Source organism: Paenibacillus allorhizosphaerae, assembly GCF_042659105.1.
Taxonomy (GTDB): domain Bacteria; phylum Bacillota; class Bacilli; order Paenibacillales; family NBRC-103111; genus Paenibacillus_G; species Paenibacillus_G allorhizosphaerae.
The window spans coordinates 125,178-147,248 of sequence record NZ_JBHSRV010000007.1; the positions used below are offsets into that span (position 1 = coordinate 125,178).

Below are 22,071 nucleotides of genomic sequence, written 5' to 3' on the forward strand. Positions count from 1 at the left end.
CCTAATCAATGGAGTTAATCTATAAAACGTTCGCCGGTTTCATAATTGAAGAACAGCGCTTTGGACATGTCGATCGCTACTTTCACCTTGTCATCTTCTTCAAAGCGGTAGCGAGGATTAACGCGGGCCACGAGCATGCGGTCCTGGCCGATATCGAGATGCAGGAACCGGTCCGCACCCATCAATTCGTCCAATTTATAAGTTCCTGGCACGACGGCGTTCGGGAACGCTTCAAATACGATTTCTTCTAGGCTTACGTTCTCCGGCCGAATTCCCAGAGTTACCGTCTTGTTCACCTGTTTGTTCTTAATCAGCGCATGTTTCTTTCCTTCCGGAATTTCAATCGCGAAGCGCTGTGTATGGAACTCCAGCTTGCCCGGTACGTTTTCCAGGATGCGGCCGTCGATGAAGTTCATTGGCGGCGATCCGATAAAGCTCGCAACGAACGTATTGCTTGGCGTCGTGTAGATCGTCTCCGGCGTATCAACCTGCTGGATGATTCCGTCCTTCATGACGACGATCCGGTCGCCCATGGTCATGGCTTCAATCTGATCGTGCGTTACATAGATCATCGTAACGCCGAGCGTTTTGTGGAGCTTGATAATCTCCGTACGCATTTGCACGCGCAGCTTGGCATCGAGGTTGGACAACGGTTCGTCCATGAGGAACACTTGCGGGTTACGGACAATCGCTCTTCCGAGCGCTACGCGCTGGCGCTGACCGCCGGAGAGTTGTCTCGGCTTCCGGTCGAGGTACTGCTCGATCTCGAGTACGCGGGCCGCTTTTTTAACGGCAAGGTCAATTTCGTGCTTCGGCAGCTTCCGCAAGCGAAGACCGAAAGCGATGTTTTCATATACGCTCATGTTCGGATAAAGTGCGTAGTTCTGGAACACCATAGCAATGTCGCGATCTTTCGGCGGCAAATCGTTCACCAGCGTATCGCCGATGTAAATTTCACCTTCGGAAATATCTTCAAGTCCTGCAATCATCCGAAGTGTGGTGGATTTACCGCAGCCGGACGGTCCAACGAAAACAAGAAACTCCTTGTCCTGAATTTCCAGGTGGAAATCCTTCACGACCGGGTGCTTATCTTTCCCGTATCGCTTGTATAAGTGATTGATCAAAATCTTGGCCATGTAATCGCCTCCACGCGCAATTTACACTATCTTTTCTATATATTAGCTCATTTAGTGTGAAGATAGTGTGAAGTTTTCTTTTCAGCAATATAGTCCATGTTTATTGAGGGAATCGTTCATTTTTATTTTGTTTTTTTTGTGTTAATTTTTGTAAAGGTTAGCGATAGTAACCTGTATTGAAGTTGTGCTTTTACTAAGGGAGGGTTAGGCAAATGGAGACGCAGACGGCGCCGCAGTCAGGGGCGCGAAAGGACGCGGGCACTTCATCAGCCGCAGGCAAGAAGAAGCTTTTTCAGCGTTACCTCGTTTTTTTGAGGCCTTACCGGCTTCGACTGCTGGGGATTATCGGTCTTGGCATTCTGCAATTCGCCGTACCGATGACCACCCCGCAAATGACCAAAATTTTGATTGACGAAGTGCTGCCGGGAAAACCGGGATTTTGGACGCTAGGACGGGTCATCGGAGTATTAGGCGCCGTGTATTTGTTCGGCATCTGGATCAACTTTTTACGGAGCACCACCACATTCCGTCTTGGAAATCGAATGGTATACGATATCCGCCATCAGTTGTACCGCCATATGCAGCAGTTATCGCAGCGCTTTTACGACAACCGGCAGGTCGGCAGCATCGTATCCCGAATCATTAACGACGTGAACGGTGCGCAAAACATCATTAACGGCGGCGTCATCAACCTGATCATCGATTTGGTTCTCGTGTTGTTCGCCGGATTCATGCTGTTTACGCTTCATTGGCAGCTGGCGCTGTTGTCCTTATGGCTGCTGCCGCTTTACTACTTGACTTTTACGAACATGAACGTGCGAATCCGCCTCACCTGGCGATCGGTACACCGGCAGATGGAGCGCATTAACGGCGTGCTGGTGGAACGGATCAGCGGGATGAAAGTGGTGCAGTCGTTTAATCAGGAAGATAAAGAGATGGCCCGGTTCGAGAAGCAAGCCAAGCATCATATCGGCTTTGCCAATCAGGCGCAGCTGCTAGCCGCTTCGCTCGGCCGCTTCAGCCAAACGTTCACTCAGGCGGGAAACCTTATCATCTGGTTTGCCGGCGGAGCTCTTGTGCTGAAAGGAAATTTGACAATCGGTTCGCTGCTCGCTTTCCAGGCGTACCTCGGGCAGCTGTACGGTCCGATCCAACGGTTCGCCGAAGCGAATGCGACGATTCAGAACTCGCTCAGCAATATCGAGCGAATCTTCGAAGTATTCGATATCGAGCCGGAGGTTACGATCAAAGAAAATGCCAAGCCGTTGAATCAATGCCGCGGCGCCGTCCAATTCGACAACGTATCTTTCACCTACGTGATGGAACGGCCGGAACGGCCGGCATCGGATGACAAGAAAGGCGAATACGATCCGGATCTCGTGGAGCTTGCGAAGCCGGCGAAGAAGTTTTACCTTGTCCCGCCGAATACAAGAGTTGAACCGCCGCCGACGGTAACGGAGTTCCGCGTCGCTTTGAAAAGCATCAGCTTCGAGGCGCGCCCCGGCGAAGTCATCGCTCTGGTCGGCCCAAGCGGCGCGGGCAAAACGACGCTCGTCAACTTCATCCCGCGATTCTACGATCCCGATGAAGGCGCGGTACGAATCGACGGGGTCGATCTTCGCGACTACAACCTGTATGACGTGCGCAAGCATATCGCGGTCGTGCTTCAGGATAACGTGCTGTTCTCCGGCACGCTGTATGAAAATATTGCTTACGGCAACCCGGACGCGACGGAAGCGGATGTGCGGGAAGCGGCGAAAGCGGCGAACGCCCACGACTTTATTATGGATATGGAGCAAAAGTACGAAACCATTGTCGGCGAACGGGGCGTGCGTCTGTCCGGCGGACAAAAGCAGCGCATCGCCATCGCTCGCGCCTTGCTCAAAAAGCCGCGCATCCTGATTCTGGACGAAGCGACCTCGGCGCTCGACGCCGAATCGGAATCGCTCGTGACGGAAGCGCTGGAGCGGCTGATGAAAGGACGCACGACGTTCATTATTGCGCATCGGCTTGCGACGGTCGTCCGTGCGGACCAAATCCTGGTGCTGGAGAACGGCGGAATCGTCGAAAAGGGCAGCCATCGGGAACTTCTTGCAGCCGGGGGGTTGTATCGCGATTTGTACTCTAAGCAGTTGAAAGCGATGAACCCCGAAGAAATGCTGCGGCATTCGTTGGGATAACGCTGCAGAAGATGAAGATAAGCAAGAAAGAAGCAGTTCGCCACCGACAAATAGGTCCCCCGACGAGGGGCCTTTTTTTGGCTCAACCAGTAAGCGTTTTCAACAATGATGGAAACGATCTGTCTACAAGAAAGCTTATGCACGAGCGCGAAATGATGATCATCAAAATGGTTTCCACTCGTAGTTTTTGATCTAAGGAGATCATCCGCTGTTATCGAAATAGTAAAGAGCCGCTACTGTTTCCATCGATTCGATCGTAATATCCGGCAGGCCGGGCATTAAGGCGTTCGCTTCCCGAAGATCCATCCATTTGACTTCCGTAACGTCACCGTCGGGATCGGCAACTTCCATGCCTCCCCCCGTGATGCGAGCTAGAAACGTAAAGATTAAAGCATGATGATCGCTTCCCGTGAAAAACACTTCCCGCACCGAATAAATACCGGCGGGTTCAATCTCATACCCGGTCTCCTCTTTCGTCTCGCGTTTGACCGCTTGCTCCAATGTTTCATTCGCTTCAACCGCACCCCCGGGGATACTCCAGTAGGACGAATCTCTCCTGTTGTTTTTCACCATTAATATTTTGTGAATCGAACGATCATACACGAGGGCACAGGCGACATCGACTCTTTTCAACACATCACCTCCTCAACATGAAACTTGTTAATAAGCATAAACCATTATAGTCTATTTTAACATGTGTTCGTAGTAATACTAGCTATATTCCGAGCATGCTTTTTTCATAACATGCTATTCCAACAAGATCGTCTTATTTCCCGAAACGGTGGTTCATCATATTCTTACGGCAAATATGCTACACTAGGTAAATACAAGAAGACTAGCGCTGCCGCCAAGGCAAGCGGGAAAAGGAGACCGCCCATGACAGATCAAGTGAAATCGTATTTGGAAAAGGAACGCGCCCGGCATTTGGATGAAGTAATGGCGTTTGTGCGCATTCCGAGCGTCAGCTCCAGCACGGAGCATAAAGTACATATGAAGGAAGCGGCCGAATGGCTCGCCGACTCGCTGCGCCGTGCGGGTCTGGAGCACGTCGAGGTCATGCAAACGAACGGCCATCCCGTCGTGTACGGCGACTGGCTTCACGCCCCCGGCAAACCGACGGCGCTCGTCTACGGCCATTACGACGTGCAGCCGGCCGAACCGCTAAGCGAATGGAACACGCCGCCATTCGAACCGGTGATCCGGGACGGCAAGCTGTACGGGCGCGGCGCTACGGATGACAAAGCGCAGCTGTACACGCATATCAAGACCGTGGAAGCGTTCCTCCGAACGGAGGGTCGCCTTCCGGTCAACATTAAATTTTGTCTCGAAGGTGAAGAAGAGATAGCCAGCCCCAATCTCGCGCCGTTCCTGGAGGCCCACGCGGAGCGTCTTGCCGCCGACCTGATCGTTATCTCCGACGGCCCGATGCATGACGAGGGCGTGCCTTCCATTTGCTGCGGGCTCCGCGGACTGTGCGGATTTCAGATCGATATTGCGGGGCCGAAGAACGATCTGCACTCCGGGCTTTACGGCGGGGGCGTTGCCAATCCGGTATCGGCGCTTGTGGAGCTGCTCGCCTCTATGAAGGACACGGACGGAACCATTACAATCGAAGGCTTCTACGACAAGGTACGCCCTCTGACGGACGCCGATCGGGAAGCCTCGCGGCCTCTGGAGCTCGATGATGCGAAAATATGCAGCGAGCTGCATGTACCGGAACTGTACGGCGAGAAAGGATACACGTTCCTGGAACGAACGACAGCGAGGCCGACGCTGGAGATTAACGGAATTTACGGGGGGCATCAAGGCGAAGGCTTAAAGCCGATCGTGCCGTCTTCGGCCGGGGCGAAAGTGTCGTGCCGTCTTGTCGACGAGCAGGACCCGGATGAAATTATGGCGCTGATCAAGCGTCATATCGACAAGCATCAACCGCAAGGCGTGACGGTATCCGTACAGCAGTCGCACCGCGGCAAACCGTTCTTCATCCCGCCGGAACATCCGTACATCCAGGCCGCGGCCAAAGCGTATGAAGACGGCTTCGGCAAACCGCCGGTCTATATCCGCAGCGGCGGTTCCATCCCGATCGTCGAGGTGTTCTACCGCCTGCTGGGCACCCCCGTCGTCATGATGGATTTCGGCCTGCCCGGCGAAAATATGCACGGTCCGAACGAGCACTTCCATCTCGACAATTTTGACAAAGGCATCGCGACGCTTTGCCGCTACTGGCAGGAGCTGCAGCTGCTGTCAGAGCAAGCTTAATACAAAATGCCCTCCAAAACCGCCTCAAACGGCGTTTTGGAGGGCTCTTCATTGTTACATCAAACCTCAACCTCAAACCTTATTCATGCTTTTGTACGTCTAACCTATCGTTCTTCGCAGCCGGGCTTCCCATACAAAAGTACCGAAAGGCAACAGCACGGCTACTATGGCCCAAAATACCTGAAGCAGCGACCAACGATGCTTGATCCACACGATGAGAAGCAGAAGCATAAACAAAACGAACAACACGCCATGCGCCATTCCGACTACGCGAACGTAGCCCGGCATATCGGCAAAATATTTGAGCGGCATCGCGATAAACAGCAAAATCAAATAAGAAAAGCCTTCAATAATACCTATACTGCGAAAAATGCCCATGACGGATTTCCCCATTCCGATCCCCCATTTCATTGCATGTCCAATGCATCTTAAATCGGCAGCCCTTCGACCATCTGCAATATTCATATCCATTGTAAGGGCTCTCAATTCGGCAATCAAGACACTTTCCTAACGCAATTGTGGCATTTTTCGCAAAAACAGGGCAACCTCCCCCGATAGATGATTTACCGGAAAGATTGCCCATTCGTTATTATTGCTCCCGCATTTGTTTGGCATAAGAAGAAGGAGTGATTCCGGTGATCCGTTTAAAGACGCGGCTGAAATAAAATTCATCCTCATATCCGACCAATTTGGAAATTTCGGTCAAGTTGAATTCAGAGGCCCCGAGCAGCTCTTTTGCATGATTCATCTTTACGCGGATGATGTATTCTTTAGGGCTGAAACCGAACAGCCGTTTAAATTCCCTGGAGTAGTGACCTGTGCTTATTCCGGCCAACTTGGCCAATTGCTCTATGGATAATGGGGAGCGGTAGTGCTCCGTTATATACTCGCATGTGAATTTGATCGCCGAATCAGTATCGCTCCAGTATTGCTGATCGCGCACATTTTCAATCAAGAGCAGCCAGAGCTCCCGGAACGCGAGATTGCAACGGTACTGGGAGATCGGATCGCATGCTTTCCATAGCTTATACACCTTATCGAACAGCAGACGCACTTCCTGTGGCCGCTCCAAAGCCAGCATCCCGCGCAAGGGGGCTAAGCCGTCGTCAGGCGGCTCAGACAACCAATGCTGCTTGTCCTTGTACACCATCTGGTAATCAAACCGGATATGATAAATTTCTACGTCCTGCGTCTCGGCAATCCACCATTCGAATAATGTATCCGGAACGAAAATCATGACCTTCCCGGCTTCAATCGGGTGCTCTACGCCGTTCATCACATACGTGCCCTTGCCGCTTACAATATAATGAATGGAATGAATGCTGTGAACGTAAGGTTCTTTGCGGGCTCCCGCGGGAAGAATCGTGTTTCCTGCGAAGCTGATCGAGAATGTCGATCTATGCAAATGGTCGGCAAGCTGTGTCGCATTCATCTCGCGAAACTCCCCTTAGGATTAATGAAATCCGGATCCTCGGTACATGGCGGCGATCGATACCCCCCGACGATCAGTTGGCCGGGCGCAAGACGACGAACTGTTTGCCTCTGCCTTTAGGCACCGTCCCTTCCTGATAGGAAACGATAAACGCCCGCCGCACCTTATCTGTCTCATTGCCTTTGGAGGCATGCCACAGCAGCGCATGAAACAGCAAAATGGAGCCGGCCTTCATAGGAACGGGAATCGCCCCGCTCAAGTCCACTTCTTCCTCGATCAGCGCCCTTCGGCACGTACCGTTGTTTTTCGCCGCTAACGGCATTAGTCCTCCCGTATGGCTTCCGGGTACGACCCACAAACAGCCGTTCGCTTCATTCGTGTCCTGCAGAGGAACCCAAATGGACATCCGCGCGGAGCTCGAGACCACTTCATTATAATAAGCGTCATCTTGATGCCAGTGGCAGACGGATTCGCTATGCGGCAGCTTCGTAAGCAGCTTCGAGGAAAAAATGGAGATCCCCGGCTTTACGATGTCTTCGATAAGCGTAAGGATTCGCTCGTCGTACGCAAAATTTTTCGTTTTGTCGGTCAGCAGCGCCAATTGATAAATGAATCCTTCGTGCTCCCCTTGCGTTTGCAGCCGCGTATCGCCCGTTTCCGACAGTGCATGAAGTTCGTCATTCATCTGCTGCAGTTCATCAACCGAGAAAAAATCCGGGATAACTACATAGCCTTGCTCATCATAATGTTTCTGTTCGTCCTGCGTCAATTTGCGCATGATCATCACCTCTGACGTCGTTGTTACGCCTATTCTACTACTCTGCAGAAAGCGATACCATGGAGAAATAGGATGCAGGGAATGGACAAATCTGATATGGATGACCTGTAAAAAAAGAAGCTATGCCTTACGGCATAACTTCTTTTTTGCTCGAATTAGTATTGCCTTGTCGTCAGTTGGTCCAGGCTTTTGAACTCATATCCCTGCTTCTTCGCGTCGTCGATAATGCGTCCCAGCGCCTCCGCGTTATCCTTCGATACGCTATGCAGCAAAATGACGGCCCCGGGATGCAGCTGCTGCATCACCTGCCGGTACGCATAGTCCGCGCCTTTCTGTTCCTTCGGATCCCAATCGCGGTATGCCACCGACCAAAATACGTTTGTATAGCCCAGCTTGCCGCTCGTCTCCAATACCCGTTCGCTGAAAATGCCACGCGGCGGGCGAAGGTAGCGCATTTCCTGCTGACCGGTAACTTGGGCTACGCCTTCCTTCACTTTGTCGAGTTCGTCTTTGATTTGAGCAGAGGAAATTTGGCTCATATCCGGATGGCTCCACGAGTGATTTCCGATCAGATGACCCTCGCTGGTCATGCGCTTCATCAGTTCCGGCTGGTCCTTAATGTAATGGCCGGTGACGAAAAAGATGGCCGGAACTTGCTTTTCCTTCAGGACGTCGAGAATTTGCGGCGTGTAGCCGTTCTCGTACCCGTTATCGAACGTAAGGTACAGCTCTTTGTTCGCGGTATTCCCGAGAAAGACAGCCCCGTGCTTCTCCACGATGCCTCTGAAGCCCTCTTCGTTGATCGAGGCCGGCGAGCCGTTGCGGCTCTTCTTAAAGCCGAAATGATAAGTACGATCCGCGTTGCCGCCGGCGGTTGCGGTCCAAGGCGACACGGCTACGCTTAATATCAATATCATAAGAATGGTCAAGCAGCGCTTCATGTGTATAGTCTCCTTCCGGATTTTTTCAGTTGCAGCGGCAGTGGCAGATAGCTACTATAGGAAAATGCGGTCGTGCTATGTTATTGTAGAAAGAGAGGTGAGACTGAACATGAATTATGTCGTCATTGATCTGGAATTCAACGGACGCAAGCATTACGACGTAAGGCCGATGGAGATTATCGAAATCGGCGCGGTTAAATTAAACGAACAGCTGGAAATTACGGACACGTTCCAATCCTATATACGGCCCAACTTCCCGATCAATCGGTTTGCGCTGCAATTTTGCGGCATTTCGAAAGAAACGCTGCTGGAAAGCGATTCGTTTGCCGAAGTGATCGGGAGGTTTCAGCAATTTTGCGGCGAGTCTTGCAAGCTGTTTGCCTGGGGTGCCGGCGATTTCTTTCATCTATTCGTAGACTGCAAAGTGAACCGTCTGAGCTCTGCCTGGCTGGACAAGCTGGTAGACTTGACCCGTTTCTTTGAAGGCGGCTTGCAGCAAGCTTTGGTCGACCATCAATTGGAAGCGATCGGACAGCATCACTCGGCTCTGGACGATGCGCTCAATGCGGTGCAGCTGCTCAAGCATCAACCGGAAATCATCCAATCTAATCAATATTTTGCACCCGACCCATTTAAACTATGTACCGGCGGCATTAAAAAGCGGATTATGCTTTGCGTGGACGAAGCGATCGCCCAAAATAAAGTGCTGGCATGGAGCGAGTTCAAAACAGATGCTCAAACGAGACAGTATTTCAAGGTAATGCATCTGACCGAAGACGAAATACGGCTCGTCGAGCAGTTGTTCATAAAACTGTCCAACATGAAATACGGCCGCAAATGGAAAAAGCTGCAGACCACCTGATGTTTCAGGGGCTGCAGCTTTTTTCTTAAGAAATTATCCTTTCACCGCGCCGGCGGTAATGCCTTGAATAATGTACCGCTGCATCAGCAGGAAAAAGATCATGACCGGGATGACCGCCATCGTCAGCGCCGCCATGGCCAAATGCCACTCGTTCGTATATTGGCCGAAATAGACGGATGAGGCAAGCGGGATCGTCTGATTTTTTTTGGAGCTCAACGTAATGAGCGGCAGCAGGAAATCGTTCCAAATCCAAAGCGAATGCAAAATGGCGATCGTCGTTGTAATCGGCTTCAATAGCGGCATTAGTATCCGGAAAAAGACGCCGACCGGTCCGCTGCCGTCGATGTGCGCCGCTTCCTCCAGCTCGCGGGGAATGGACTTGATGAAGCCGTGATACAGGAACAAGGCGAGCGGAATGCCGAATCCCCAGTACATCATAATAATGCCGTAAAGCGTATTGATCAGATGCAGGTCCTTGGCGACTTTCACCAGCGGAATCATCATCGTCTGAAACGGAATCACAAGCGAAGACAGGATGATCAAAAATATCGCCTGACTTACGCGTCCCGGCCGGCGAACGAGCTGATAGGCTGCCGCCGAGCTGATCAGCAGGATTCCCACTACCGAAAATACGGTAATAATCAAAGAGTTCATGAATACGCCGAGAAAGTTGATTTGCTTCCAGACGACCCCGAAATTTTTAAACTGGAATATATGGGGAAGCGCCACCGTCGAGGTTACGACCTCGTTGTAGGTTTTAAATCCGTTGATAAACGTCAAATATAACGGAAAAAAGAAAGCGATCGCGAGCAAAACCATACCGAGTTCAAGCAGCAGCTTGCCTGCGCCATAACGTTCCCGATTCACATCTCCACCTCCCTGCGTTTCATGATCGCGACTTGAATCAGCGTGACGGATGCGAGCACAAGGAAGAAGACGACGGCTTTCGCCGAAGCGTACGTAAACAGATTCTTCGTGAACGCGTCCAAATAAATATGCAGCGCCAGCGATTCCGTCGCTCCGAACGGACCGCCTCTTGTAAGCGCGAAGTTCAAATCGAACCCTTTAAAGCCATTGGAAATCGCCAAAAACAAATTGATCGTCATCGCCGGACGAATGAGCGGCAGCACGACATGCCACAATTGCTTCCCCTTGCCCGCGCCGTCGATTTCCGCCGCCTCGAGCATATCTTTCGGCACTCCCTGCAGCGCCGCCAAATAAATGATCATGAAATAACCGACGGAATGCCACACCGTTACGATGACGAGCGACCAGAACGCATAGTTCGGCAAGCTGAGCCAGTTTTTCATAAACAACGTCCACCCGGTCGCGGCACCGATCTCGCCGAACAGCTGCGTAATAATGAACTGCCAAATGAAACCGATAATGACGGGACCAATGACATAGGGCAAAAAAAACGCCGTGCGCAGCACATTGCGGCTTTTCAGTGCCATATTGAGCACCAGTGCGAGCAAGAGTCCAAACAGATTGAGCAGCACCGTGGTGATGACAACGAATTTGGCCGTAAACGCAAACGATTTCATGAAACCGGTATCTTGCAACAGCTTCGCGTAATTGCTCCAGCCCGCCCAGCGAATATTGCTGCTGATGCCGTTCCAATCTTGAAACGAGAACACGATCGCGCGGACAAACGGAACCAAAACGATGAGCGTAAAGAACAGCGCGGCAGGGGCGACAAAGGCGATATAAACAAGATTTTGCCGGGCTCTGGTTTTTATCATGTTCCTCCCCTTTCATAAGGGCGCGAAGGAAAGAAGGCGCATAGCCCGCCGTTATGGAGACTATGCACCTTCAACGCACCCGACTATTTTTTTCTTGCGTTCCAAATGTTCTGTACTTCCGCCAGCGCCTGTTCTTTCTTCATCTGCCCGCCCACATAAGCTTGCAGCGGCTTTGCAAATTCCTGGTTCGTACCGGAAGGCCACAGCGTATGCGCCCACGGAATCGTTTGATTTTTCGAGACGTACGCGCTCAAATCTTCGGCCAGCGGTCCGAGATCCGGCGTCGTCTTGAGGTCGGTAAAGGCCGGAATCAGCTTGAAGGAATCCACCAAATACTTTTGGCCGTTTTCATGGATCCAGTTCAGGAACTTCTTGCTTTCCTCCAAGTTTTTGGAGTTTTTGTTAATGACGTAGTAGCCTGGCACGCCTACCGGCATCTTCGTATCGGCGGCATTGTCGGTGAGCGGAATCGCGAACATGCCCATTTTGATGTTCGGGTTGATTTTCATAATCGAGTCGATCGTCCATACGCCTTGCTGCATCATGGCCGTTTTGCCGGAAGAGAAGTCGGCTACTTGATTGTCATAGCTGACGCCTACCGATTCCGCGCCTTTTCCGTATTTCAACGTCGAGTCCAGCACGTCGAAGAATCCGTTCATCGCCGCGACGTCGCTGACTTTCGCCTGGCCTTTATTGATTTTATCGATGGTCGCAACCGGATCTTTCTCGTAAGCAAACGGCAGGTTGAACAAATGCTGGCCGAGAATCCACCACTCTTTGTAGCCTTCGGCAAACGAAGGAATATTCGCCGCCTTCAGCTTCTCGTTCGCCTGCTTCAATTCCGTCAGCGTCGTCGGCACTTTGTCGATGCCTGCCTTCGCGACCAAATCTTTGTTATAAATAAAACCGTACCCTTCGAATGCGATCGGGAAGCCGAGCTTCTTGCCGCCTACGGTCATCCCTTGCACGGCGGAAGGAGATACTTTGGACATCCACGGCTCGTTCGACAAATCCGCCAATTTATCGGACCAGTCGGCAATATCGGTATACGCCTTGGTCATGAACACATCCGGCTCGTCTCCGGAAGCAAACCGGGTTTTGAGCAGCGTCTCGTAATCTTTGGTCACTTGCGCTTCGATGATGACATTCGGGTTTTGCTTCATGTACTCATCGGCCATCGCCTTTACTTTATCTGTAATCTCCACTTTGAACTGCATTAACTTGATCGTGACTTTACCGCTGCCGGCTGCATTGCCCGCCGCCTTGTTCGAACCCGCCTGACCGCTCGGCTCATCCCCGCCAGCACAGCCGACGAGCGACGACAAAAGCAGTGTGCTGACGGTTAACGTAGAAAGCCATTTTTTCATATACTTTCGTCCCCCTGCATCGTGGTTTCTTGTGGTTATGTTGTTTATTGTAAGGATGCGCAGGTCAAAAAGGCAGAGAATATTTTCGCCCAAATAAGGAATTTATGAACCTCGATGCATTTTGCGGTACGACAGCGGCGGGAGCCCGTTTTGTTTTTTGAACACCTTGCTGAAATAGTTCTCGTCGGCGTAGCCGAGCATACCGGCAATCTCCGACACGGACAGCTCGGTATGCTTCAGCAGCGATGCGGCCTTCTCCATCCGCAGCTCCGTCATGTACGTCATCACGGTCGTGTTGTACAGCTCCTTGAATTTTTTGGCGATATATTGCGGACTGAAATGAAACAATTCGGATAAGTCGGACAGCGAAATATTGTCCTGAAAATGCTTGTGAATGTAATCGCGAATCGACTGAATGCCGCGGTTTCCAGCGGCTTCGCCCCCTTCTTCCTCGATCAGCGCCCACCATTGGCGGACGACCGCCTTCTCCCATTCATCCAGATCACTGATCCAAAGCGGAACGGACAAGTCCGTCGCATGCTTATAAAACAGCTGCCGAGCCGCCTTCTCCAGCATGAGATTCGCCTCGATGGAGCAAAGCTGCAGCTCCTTCAGGCAGAGCGAGCCGCGTTCGCGCAACGTCTGGACGAACGACCGGATAATTTCGGCAATGTAGATTTTATTTTTCGTTTTGAGCGCGTTCAGCAAAAGCACTTCCTGGGCGGCGAAGCCCGGCAGCTCCGCCGGCTGCGACAGGTGCGCGGAGCGGTCGACGACGCTTAATTGGAGCAGCGCCGAACGGGCTTCCTGGGCGGCGGAAGGCAGCGATTCCACCCCCGCTGCCGTCTCGCACAGCCCTGCCAGCACTTTGAGCCCGAGAGTGGACTCCCATGCGCCGGTCACCTTCCCGATATAACTGGGGTATAGACCGGACAAGCCCTCACCCTCGGAGGAAGTGAGCAAAATCCACTGGTAGTCGTCAAGCCGACATAAGTAATGAGAACCGTACAAGCGCAGCGCTTCGTGGGTTATATTGTTGACGGCGAACAAGAACAGCTCCCCGTCTCCGGAAAAACGCCGGTCCACCAGCTCCATCCGGTTTTTGGGCAGCAGAAACGCCACGTTTATTTTTTCCATGGAAAGTCCGGTTTTATAGAAAAGACTGCGTATACCTTCGTGAAACGCAACCTCCCCTTTCAAATACAAAGCCAGCTTCTGCTCGTCGAGCAGCGCACCCGCCTGGCGCAAACGATGCTCGGTCTCGCGCTCGTCGCGCAAGCTGTTCTCCCTCTGCCTCCAAGCTGCAATCGCCCGCTCCAGCGCCTGCTCCAGGTCCGCTTTGCGGAACGGCTTGAGAATATAATCGACGCCTTGCGCGCGAATGGCGGCCTTCGTATAAATGAAATCGTCATATCCGCTCACCACGATGATTTGCGTGTCCCAGCCTTCATCGCGAATCCGCTGCAGCAGCTCCATCCCGTTCATCTCCGGCATGCTCATGTCGCAAAACAAGATGGCCGGCTTATACTCGCGAATAAGCAGCAGGGCTTCCGTCCCGTTCTCCGCCATAAGCCGCTGCTCTATGCCGAATTTGGGCCAGTCGACGGACAGCTCGATCCCATCCCTTACGTGCTCTTCGTCGTCTACAATCAACACTTTCAATTCGACCCCTCCTTGTCGGCAGCCCCAGTGTCCACCGTAAGAACAATTTCCGTCGCTTCGTAAGGCGTGCTTTCCATCGACCAAGCAAATCGGTCGCCGTAATACAGGCGCAAACGCTTGAGCACATTAAGCAGCCCGATGCCGCTTTCTTCCCCGTAATGAAGCCGGTCTTCCTCATACTGTTTCCGGATGCCATCCATCACGTCCTGACTGATCCCTTTTCCGTTATCGATCATGCGAATGACCAGCGCCTCGTCCCATTCGATGCCGATATGCAGCGTCCCCGTGCCGCGCCCTTTCTCCATGCCGTGAACGATACTGTTCTCGACGAGCGGCTGCAAGATCATTTTCGGCACTTCGATGCAGAGGGCTTCATTCGGGCAAGTGAGCGTATAGGACAACCTGTTTTTGAAACGTCCCGTTTGCAGCGATAAGTAGTGTTCAATATGCTCAATTTCCAGCTTGAGCGGCACGGTCTCCGTCTGCAGATCCATACTGTAGCGCAGGATGGCCCCAAGCTCGCCGATCTTGTCGCTTACTTCTTCCGAGCCGTGGCGCAGTGCCAGCGTCCCTATGGATTGCAGCGTGTTGTACAGAAAATGGGGGTTGATTTGCGCCTGCAGCATCTTCAGCTGCGCGCTTGTCAGCTCCAGCCGGTTGCGGTATTCCCGGTTCATCAGGTCGTCCAAATTATGAATCATCGTCTGGAACCGCTGCTCCAGAACGCCCAATTCGTCTTCCCGCCCGGACGGGCGCTCAATCCGAAAGTTGCCGGTTTCTACGCGGGCAATGCTGCGGAGCAGCCGTTTAACCGGAGAGATCGTGAAATACGACAGTAAAAAAGCCGTTACGAGCACAAAGGCAATCGCTGCCATCTGAATAATCAACGATCGGCCCAAGGTTCGATTGGCGGACTCGTTAATCGCCGCCGATGGTACAAATTTGACCAGGGTCAGCGGCAGCTCCATGTAGTGATCTTTCATATATACGAATACCCCGTGCTGCCCGTTGAAGTCGCCTTTAAACGAACCTTGCGTCCTCCCCGCGACAAGTTCATTCACGGCGGCCGGCTCCATAGCCGCTCCTCCGCCTGAATCGTACAACAGCTTCAAATCATCCTGGATGTACAGGAATACATCGTTTCCCTCGGACAGCCCCGTGCGCAAGATGGTCCCGATTTCATCCATGCCGATATACAGCGACAGCACGCCGAGCGTCTCCGGCCTCGGATAATCGACGAGCAGTTGATGGAGCGCGAGCACTTTTTCTTTATCGACGTAAGCCACCTCGTACCGGTGCGTTCTCTTCCATTCCCGGTCTTCTTTACCCGGAATTGCCATCGGCGGCATGTGGACGTTGATCCCGACCTGGCTGTTGTTGTATTTCATAAACGACTGCCCGCTGAGCGCGCTCATGTAGCGGGTCGCGCGAAATTCGGAACGGGTGTTGTAAAGATTGTCCACTTGCGTAGTGATGAATAACGATTGGGCGGGAACGATCTCTTTCGACCGCAAATACTGCATCAGCGTCTGATCATAGTAAAAAGAAACGGATACCCGATTCAACTCCTGCATATACCGCTTAACGTTTTCCATGCTGAGGCTCATTTGATCCAGATTTAAATCGATCACTTGTTTTTTGACTGAATCGGAGGTCGTTTTGTACGAGATGATATTCGACAAGGTATACGGAATAATGGTCGAAATCAGCATCCCCGCAAGCAATTTCGCCAGCAAACTTCGCTTGAACCAGTTCATCGGTTTTCCCCTTACATATTTTCGTTTCAAACTCATTCACCCCCCATCATACCAACGCACCTTGTCGGACGGCAAAAACAAATTTATGCAATTTTGGCGAGGAAGGATCGGCAAGTCTCGGAACGGGAATCGTTATCATTACATAATTAGACAACGTTCGGCAAACAATGAAACAGAGGAAAGATTGGCAGCGGAGGTGCGCATAATGACCATTTGGGACTGGATGAAAAGACGCTCTAAACAGCAAAGAAAAAAACAGCAGCAGCCTCGCGTCGCCGACTCTTACCTGGATCAGGCTCCTGAAGAACTCCTCACTTCGAATTTGGAGGAAACGATTCAGTTCGTCACCGATCTGCTGGGCAGCTCCGAAGACTTTACGCTGCGCCGTCTGCATGTGTTCGGCGAACATCCCGCGGTGATGTTTTATATGTCGAATATGAACGATAAATCCACGATGAATACGGATATTTTGAAGCCGCTTATGTATACGCCGGACCATTTGGTTGGGAAGCCCATTCCGCTGGACAAGCTGAGAGACATTTTGCTGTACGAAACGCTCTATTTCAATAAAGTTGCCTCTATCACCAAGCGCTCTGTCTTGATAGAACAGATATTACGCGGAGGAACCGTCGTTGTGGTGGAAGGTCTGAGCGAAGCGATCGGCCTCGACACGGCACAAGTCGAGAAACGTGCCATTCAGCATCCCGACACCGAACAAGTCATCCGGGGCCCGCGGGAAGGCTTTATCGAACAGCTCGGCACGAATATATCACTGCTCCGTTACCGGCTCCCGACAACCGATTTTCACGTCAAAACTATGCAGATCGGGCGCATAACGAAATCCAAGGTAGCGATTTGCTATTTAAAGGGCATCGCCAACGATGCCCTGGTCAGCGAAGTGGAGAAACGGTTGTCGGTGATCGATATCGACGGGGTGCTCGACGTCGGTTATTTGGAGCAATACATCGAGGATAATCATCACTCACCGTTTCCTCAGACGCAAAATACGGAGCGAACCGACAAAGCGGTGGCCAACATGCTGGAAGGCCGGGTCATTATTCTCGTAGACGGCTCTCCGTTCGCGCTCATCGTCCCGACCGTATTCAGCCAATTTTATCAAACGGCGGAAGACTATTCGGAACGGTATTTGATGGTCAGCTTCATTCGGGTAGCCAGGCTGCTGGCCCTCGCTTTTTCCCTGGTGACTCCGTCCTTGTATGTCGCCATTATCTCGTTCAACCCGGAGCTGATTCCAACCGAGTTCGCGGTAGCCGTGTCCGGCGGACGCGCCGGCGTTCCGTTTCCTTCGGCGGTCGAAGTGCTCATTATGGAAGCGTCGATGGAAGTGCTCCGGGAAGCGACCATTCGTCTGCCGCAGCAAATCGGCGGAGCGCTCTCGATCGTCGGGGTGCTGGTCATCGGCCAGGCGGCGGTATCGGCCGGCTTCGTCAGCCCGATCACCGTTGTCGTCATCGCCCTGACGACGATCGGATCGTTTGCGACTCCAGCCTATAATGCCGCCCTTGCATTGCGGCTGCTTCGCTTTCCGCTTATTTTTCTTGCCGGCATGTTCGGGCTGTACGGCGTGATGGTCGGCCTCATTTTGATCGCCAACCACATGCTGTCATTGAAATCGTTCGGCGTTCCTTATATTACGCCTCTCGTTCCGGGCAGCTTCCAGGGAATGAAGGATACGCTTTTCCGCGCGCCCCTCTGGAGTATGAAAAAAAGACCTTCGATGCTGCATACGCCTAACGACACCCGCGTAGGAAAGCAAGTATTCGACGCGCTCAAAGAGCCGCCCGTCAATACACTTGATCCGATCAAAGTAGGGAATCGAAAGGAGCACATGGACCATGGAATATCCTCGCCAGATCACGGCGATTCAAGCAGCGGCGATTCTCATTAGCAGCATCATCGGGGTCGGCGTGCTCCCCCTGCCTCTATTTGCCGTTCGGGCGGCGGATACGGGAGCCACGCTGGTTACGGTGTTAGCCATATTGCTTGCGTCCTTCGGGCTATGGCTGATCACGAGGCTTGGCATGCGCTTTCCGACCTTGTCATTTGTCGAGTACAGCGAGCTTATATTGGGCAAATGGCTTGCCATGATCGGCACTGTTCTGGTAGTGCTGTTTTTTGGCATACTGACCTCGCTGGCCGCAAGGGAGTTCGGGGAAGTCGTCATTACGGCCGTCCTGAAAAAAACGCCGCTTGAAATAACGGTCATCGTCATGCTGCTGCTGGCTACGCTCTCTTCGAGGAGCGATATAACGACTTTCACATATATACACCACTTTTATTTGCCGATCATTGTGTTTCCCGCCATTCTCATTGTGGCGCTCTCGCTAAAAAATGCACAACTCGTCAGTATGCTGCCGATTTGGGGAAACAATCCCAATCCACACTCGATGGTTCAAGGTATCTTGATTGTCGCCGCCCTGTTCCAAGCTTCGTTCGTGTACACGATGGTCATCCCTGCCATGCGAAATCCAAAACGAGCGATGATCTCGAGTTTCTGGGGCATGATTATCGCCGGCGGGCTCTACTTGTCCATCGTCATCGCTTCCGTCGGCGTATTCGGCTCCGAGGAAACGAGCAACTTGCTATGGCCGACGCTGGAGCTTGCTAAAACGACGACGCTGCCCGGCAATATATTGGAGCGGCTCGACGCGGCATTTCTGGCCGTCTGGGTTACCGCCGTATTCACGACGTTATTCTCAACGTACTACTTCACGATCCATACATTCTCGAAGATGATCCGTTTACGGGATCATAAAGTGTTATCCTTATTCATTCTGCCGTTTTTGTTCGCGGCGGCCATGTACCCGGAAAACATTTTGCACATGTATGAAATTATCTCGCTTGTCGGGCGAATGGGACTGCTCGTCACGGTCGCATACCCGCTGCTTCTGCTAATTGTCGCTTCCATTCGCCGCAAAAAGGGGTGATTCCATGAATGGCGGAAACATACGCATACCATTGAAACTGTTCCTCTTCCTGGCATTCCTGTGCATTGTTCTAACGGGATGCTGGGACCGGCAGGAAATCGAGGAGCGGGCTGTCGTGCTTGGAATCGGTATCGACGATGCGGGGGAGGGGGCCGCCAAAGAAGAAAACGAGATTTCGTTTATTCACGGCACGATCCCTCCTCCGAAGACGGGAATGATTCGCGTCACGGCGCAAATCGCCGTACCGGGACGTATTCCGCTTGGCCCCGGCGGCGGTGGCGGAGGCGGCGGACAAGGCGGAGGCGGCGGGCAAAATACGGTCTGGGTCGTGAACGGGGTGGGCTATACGATCAACGATGCCATCAACAATTTGCAGCAGCGCGTCTCGCCGCCTTTATTTTTCGGTCATTTGCGCATCATCGTCATATCGGAGAGCGTCGCGCAAAAAAGCATTAAAAATTTAAACGATTTTTTTCACCGGAATCCGGATATACGCCGAATGAACTGGATGTTCATTTGCAAAGGCTACGCGGAAGCGCTGATGAAATCTTCCCCGCAGCTGGAACGCGTCCCTACCCTTTATCTCATGAATACGATGGACCAATCGGTTAAAATGGGCAGGTTCCCGAATGACTTCCTAGGCATTTTTTGGAGTGCGTCTTCTGCGAGAGGGAGGGAAGGCTATCTCCCCTATATTACGCTCAAACCGCAAGGAACCGTGGAACTGAGCGGGCTCGCTTTTTTTCGCGGCGATAAACTGGTCGGGACGACCAAACCGCTTGAAATCCCCCTGTACATGGGCATTGTCGGGCTTAATCCCGCAGGTGGCGAAGCTTTCGTCCAGCTCCCGGGATCGAACGCGCATTACCTGTTCGGCGCGCGCAACCGAAAATCGGTCATCACGCCGGAAATTCGCAACGGGAAGCCGCATGTGAAAATCAAAATTTATATCGAGGGCAATATTTTGGAAAAATCGAACGAAGAAGTACGGAGTACGAGAGAAGTGCTCCTCCAAATCCAACAGGAGCTCAGTAAACGGGTCGTTGAAGCCTATGACGGCTTGATCCGAAAAACGATGGCTAAAGGCTCGGACATTTTCGGCTTCGGCGAGCATATCAGAGCCAAAGAGTGGAGGTACTGGAACCAGGAAATCAAAACCAAAGAAAATTGGCAAAAAATGTATAAAGATCTGACTTTCGATATTGACGTTCACATCTTTATTCGCCGCGTCGGCATGAAGGGCAAATAAACGCGGGGCCAACTTACGGCATGAAGCGTCCGGGGAGGAACGAGCATGGTTTCCGGTTTTTCGATCGGGTATATGAACTTTACGGTTTTTTTGTTTTTGTTCAGCGGGATACTGATCTTGTGGATTGATGTGAAAAACTATGCAAGGGAAGGCATGCACAAGGAGAAGCTCGCTTCCCGCATTATGGGGTGGATGAGCCTGTCGCTCGCCGTTCTCGTCTATATCGGGAATTGGATTTATCAAAAGATGTATTGAATGATACGAAATTGAAGGCGGCAGAAAACGGATGAGCGTGCATTCCTCACGGATGTTGAGCCGCTTTGACCGGGTAAAGCTGCGGCCGCGCTTCCCTGTTGTAGCGGCTCTCCGATCGGATTGCGGGATTAAGCACAACGGCTTAGCCTCTGCCCGCCTTTCTTTGGTGCTCACGCAGATCTTCGTAGCTCCTGATGACGGGGACGGCGGCAGGCGGGGTCCAAGGCAAATATTTGTCCGCGTGGGACGTATTGAATAGCACCACCGATTCCCCGCGGGTAATCCAGCCCCCTTCGCGAAGCTGTATGAGCCCTGCGAGCGTGGCGGCCCCTTCCGGCGAGCTGGAGATGCCCAGTCGCCCCATTTGCATTTGCGCTTCCCGGATTTGCTCCGCCGTAACCCCGAGTGCCGTCCCTTGCGACTGTTTTACGATTTGCACCACAAGCTCGCCGTCCGGCGGATTCGGCACTCGCAGCCCGGTCGGCTTGGATGTGACCGTTTCGGTAGAAGGCGGTACGAAGGCGCCCGTACGGAGCGCATCGACCAGAGGCTGGCAGCCCGCCTCTTGCACGCTAACGAATCGGGGCAGCTTTCCGCCGATCCACTTCAGCTGAAGAAGCTCCTGAAACGCTTTCCACATACCGACGATGCCCGAACCGCCGCCTGTAGGATAAATAATGACATCCGGCAGCATCCAGCCAAGCTGCTCGGCCAGCTCCAGCCCCATGGTCTTCTTGCCTTCCACTCTCCCCGGCTCTTTCAATGTACCGGCATGAAACCATCCTTGCTCTTGCGCCCCTTCTTCGATAATCCGGCTTGCGTCGTGAATCATTCCGTCAACCACATAAGTAGAAGCGCCGTAACGCAAACATTCTTCGATGATGATGCCCGGACAATCTTTGGGAACGATTACGGCCGATCTCATCTCCGCACGCGCCGCGTAAGCGGCCATCGCCGACGCCGCATTTCCATTGGACGGCACCGCTACGTAATCGATCCCGTGCTCCTTCAACAGCGAAATGGTCGAAGAAAATCCTCTCGATTTGAAGCTGCCCGTCGGGTTTTGTTCCTCCCGTTTCACCCATACCTGCCGTACATTGAGTTTCCGCTCAAGCGGCTTCATGGACAACAGCGGAGTCCACCCTTCGCCCAGCGTCACGATGGATTGTTCCCGGGCTAGCGGAAGCAGCTCCTTGTACCGCCACATCGTTGCGGGTCTTTCCTTCAGCGCGGATTTGTGCACCGTACTGCGTATGCGTTCCATATCGTATTCTACCAGCAGCGTTCCGCCGCATCCGCATCGCCCGCTCAGTGAAAAACGGACCGTGCGGGCGCATCGGGCGCACGTTTGCCAAAACTTGTTCACAGCCGGACCTCCGTCCTGTCATGAGATGCTTTTCTTCGTACATAGACCGAAGCGGATTCGTTATACGATACGTATCCGGCGGCGATCTGCGAACGGCTACGGCCTAAATTTGCGGAAATAAGGAAACTTTAGGCGGT

General features: G+C 52.5%; 19 protein-coding genes. 7 read left to right on the forward strand and 12 right to left on the reverse strand.

The genetic code is table 11. From position 1 onward, the window contains the following. Nucleotides 1-14: 14 nt before the first annotated feature. On the reverse strand, nucleotides 15-1,136 hold the full coding sequence (locus ACFQI7_RS23765; protein ID WP_218100046.1) for an ABC transporter ATP-binding protein: 1,122 nt from the start codon (nucleotides 1,134-1,136) through the stop codon (nucleotides 15-17). Nucleotides 1,137-1,348: 212 nt separating this feature from the next. Here ACFQI7_RS23765 and ACFQI7_RS23770 point away from each other — a divergent pair, with 212 nt between their 5' ends. Then, entirely contained in the window at nucleotides 1,349-3,316 is a 1,968-nt protein-coding gene (locus tag ACFQI7_RS23770) for an ABC transporter ATP-binding protein (protein ID WP_218100047.1), read from the forward strand. Nucleotides 3,317-3,517: 201 nt separating this feature from the next. On the opposite strand, the gene ACFQI7_RS23775 is transcribed toward ACFQI7_RS23770, so the two are convergent. Continuing rightward, the gene (locus ACFQI7_RS23775) at nucleotides 3,518-3,952 is read right to left on the reverse strand and encodes an NUDIX hydrolase (RefSeq protein WP_218100048.1); all 435 of its coding nucleotides are present in this window, start codon (nucleotides 3,950-3,952) and stop codon (nucleotides 3,518-3,520) included. A gap of 240 nt (nucleotides 3,953-4,192) precedes the next feature. Here ACFQI7_RS23775 and ACFQI7_RS23780 point away from each other — a divergent pair, with 240 nt between their 5' ends. After that, nucleotides 4,193-5,575 carry a dipeptidase gene (locus ACFQI7_RS23780; protein ID WP_218100049.1) on the forward strand — a complete coding sequence of 461 codons (1,383 nt, stop codon included), beginning with the start codon at nucleotides 4,193-4,195 and terminating at the stop codon, nucleotides 5,573-5,575. A 99-nt stretch (nucleotides 5,576-5,674) separates the two neighbouring features. Here ACFQI7_RS23780 and ACFQI7_RS23785 read toward each other — a convergent pair whose 3' ends face one another. The 4 genes from ACFQI7_RS23785 to pdaA form a co-directional block, all read right to left on the reverse strand. Next, on the reverse strand, nucleotides 5,675-5,968 hold the full coding sequence (locus ACFQI7_RS23785) for a DUF3817 domain-containing protein (RefSeq protein WP_218100050.1): 294 nt from the start codon (nucleotides 5,966-5,968) through the stop codon (nucleotides 5,675-5,677). Between the two features lie 196 nt (nucleotides 5,969-6,164). After that, nucleotides 6,165-7,007 (reverse strand): AraC family transcriptional regulator, encoded by an 843-nt coding sequence (locus ACFQI7_RS23790; RefSeq protein ID WP_218100051.1) that lies wholly within the window; start codon nucleotides 7,005-7,007, stop codon nucleotides 6,165-6,167. Nucleotides 7,008-7,080: 73 nt separating this feature from the next. Then, nucleotides 7,081-7,785, reverse strand: coding sequence for a phytanoyl-CoA dioxygenase family protein (locus tag ACFQI7_RS23795; RefSeq protein WP_218100052.1), 705 nt, complete (start codon nucleotides 7,783-7,785; stop codon nucleotides 7,081-7,083). Between the two features lie 155 nt (nucleotides 7,786-7,940). Beyond that, entirely contained in the window at nucleotides 7,941-8,726 is a 786-nt protein-coding gene (gene pdaA, locus ACFQI7_RS23800) for a delta-lactam-biosynthetic de-N-acetylase (RefSeq protein ID WP_218100053.1), read from the reverse strand. A 109-nt stretch (nucleotides 8,727-8,835) separates the two neighbouring features. Here pdaA and ACFQI7_RS23805 point away from each other — a divergent pair, with 109 nt between their 5' ends. Further along, nucleotides 8,836-9,588 (forward strand): 3'-5' exonuclease, encoded by a 753-nt coding sequence (locus tag ACFQI7_RS23805; protein ID WP_218100054.1) that lies wholly within the window; start codon nucleotides 8,836-8,838, stop codon nucleotides 9,586-9,588. 33 nt (nucleotides 9,589-9,621) lie between these two features. Here the strand turns inward: ACFQI7_RS23805 and ACFQI7_RS23810 are convergent, their stop codons facing one another. The 5 genes from ACFQI7_RS23810 to ACFQI7_RS23830 all read right to left on the reverse strand — a co-directional run bounded on the left by ACFQI7_RS23810 (nucleotide 9,622) and on the right by ACFQI7_RS23830 (nucleotide 16,146). Beyond that, complete coding sequence (locus ACFQI7_RS23810; protein WP_329958246.1) at nucleotides 9,622-10,455, reverse strand: carbohydrate ABC transporter permease; 834 nt, start codon at nucleotides 10,453-10,455, stop codon at nucleotides 9,622-9,624. Next, nucleotides 10,452-11,330: a carbohydrate ABC transporter permease gene (locus ACFQI7_RS23815; protein WP_218100055.1), complete on the reverse strand. Its 879-nt coding sequence runs from the start codon at nucleotides 11,328-11,330 to the stop codon at nucleotides 10,452-10,454. Before ACFQI7_RS23815 ends, ACFQI7_RS23810 begins: the two co-directional genes overlap by 4 nt. An 83-nt stretch (nucleotides 11,331-11,413) precedes the next feature. Further along, nucleotides 11,414-12,697, reverse strand: a complete 1,284-nt coding sequence (locus ACFQI7_RS23820) for an ABC transporter substrate-binding protein (RefSeq protein WP_218100056.1) — start codon at nucleotides 12,695-12,697, stop codon at nucleotides 11,414-11,416. Nucleotides 12,698-12,799: 102 nt separating this feature from the next. After that, nucleotides 12,800-14,353, reverse strand: a complete 1,554-nt coding sequence (locus tag ACFQI7_RS23825; protein ID WP_230415149.1) for a response regulator — start codon at nucleotides 14,351-14,353, stop codon at nucleotides 12,800-12,802. A 2-nt stretch (nucleotides 14,354-14,355) separates the two neighbouring features. Continuing rightward, nucleotides 14,356-16,146 carry a sensor histidine kinase gene (locus ACFQI7_RS23830; protein ID WP_218100058.1) on the reverse strand — a complete coding sequence of 597 codons (1,791 nt, stop codon included), beginning with the start codon at nucleotides 16,144-16,146 and terminating at the stop codon, nucleotides 14,356-14,358. Nucleotides 16,147-16,321: 175 nt separating this feature from the next. Between ACFQI7_RS23830 and ACFQI7_RS23835 the strand changes: the two genes are divergently transcribed. The 4 genes from ACFQI7_RS23835 to ACFQI7_RS23850 are packed head-to-tail and all read left to right on the forward strand — an operon-like array spanning nucleotide 16,322 to nucleotide 20,568. Next, the gene (locus ACFQI7_RS23835; RefSeq protein ID WP_218100059.1) at nucleotides 16,322-18,025 is read left to right on the forward strand and encodes a spore germination protein; all 1,704 of its coding nucleotides are present in this window, start codon (nucleotides 16,322-16,324) and stop codon (nucleotides 18,023-18,025) included. Beyond that, nucleotides 17,973-19,064 carry a GerAB/ArcD/ProY family transporter gene (locus ACFQI7_RS23840; protein WP_218100060.1) on the forward strand — a complete coding sequence of 364 codons (1,092 nt, stop codon included), beginning with the start codon at nucleotides 17,973-17,975 and terminating at the stop codon, nucleotides 19,062-19,064. The genes ACFQI7_RS23835 and ACFQI7_RS23840 overlap by 53 nt, the downstream gene beginning before the upstream one ends. Before the next feature lie 4 nt (nucleotides 19,065-19,068). Continuing rightward, nucleotides 19,069-20,313, forward strand: coding sequence for a Ger(x)C family spore germination protein (locus tag ACFQI7_RS23845; protein ID WP_218100061.1), 1,245 nt, complete (start codon nucleotides 19,069-19,071; stop codon nucleotides 20,311-20,313). A gap of 45 nt (nucleotides 20,314-20,358) precedes the next feature. Next, nucleotides 20,359-20,568, forward strand: a complete 210-nt coding sequence (locus tag ACFQI7_RS23850; protein WP_218100062.1) for a CLC_0170 family protein — start codon at nucleotides 20,359-20,361, stop codon at nucleotides 20,566-20,568. Between the two features lie 142 nt (nucleotides 20,569-20,710). Here the strand turns inward: ACFQI7_RS23850 and ACFQI7_RS23855 are convergent, their stop codons facing one another. Then, nucleotides 20,711-21,934, reverse strand: a complete 1,224-nt coding sequence (locus ACFQI7_RS23855; RefSeq protein WP_218100063.1) for a threonine synthase — start codon at nucleotides 21,932-21,934, stop codon at nucleotides 20,711-20,713. Between the last annotated feature and the right edge of the window lie 137 nt (nucleotides 21,935-22,071).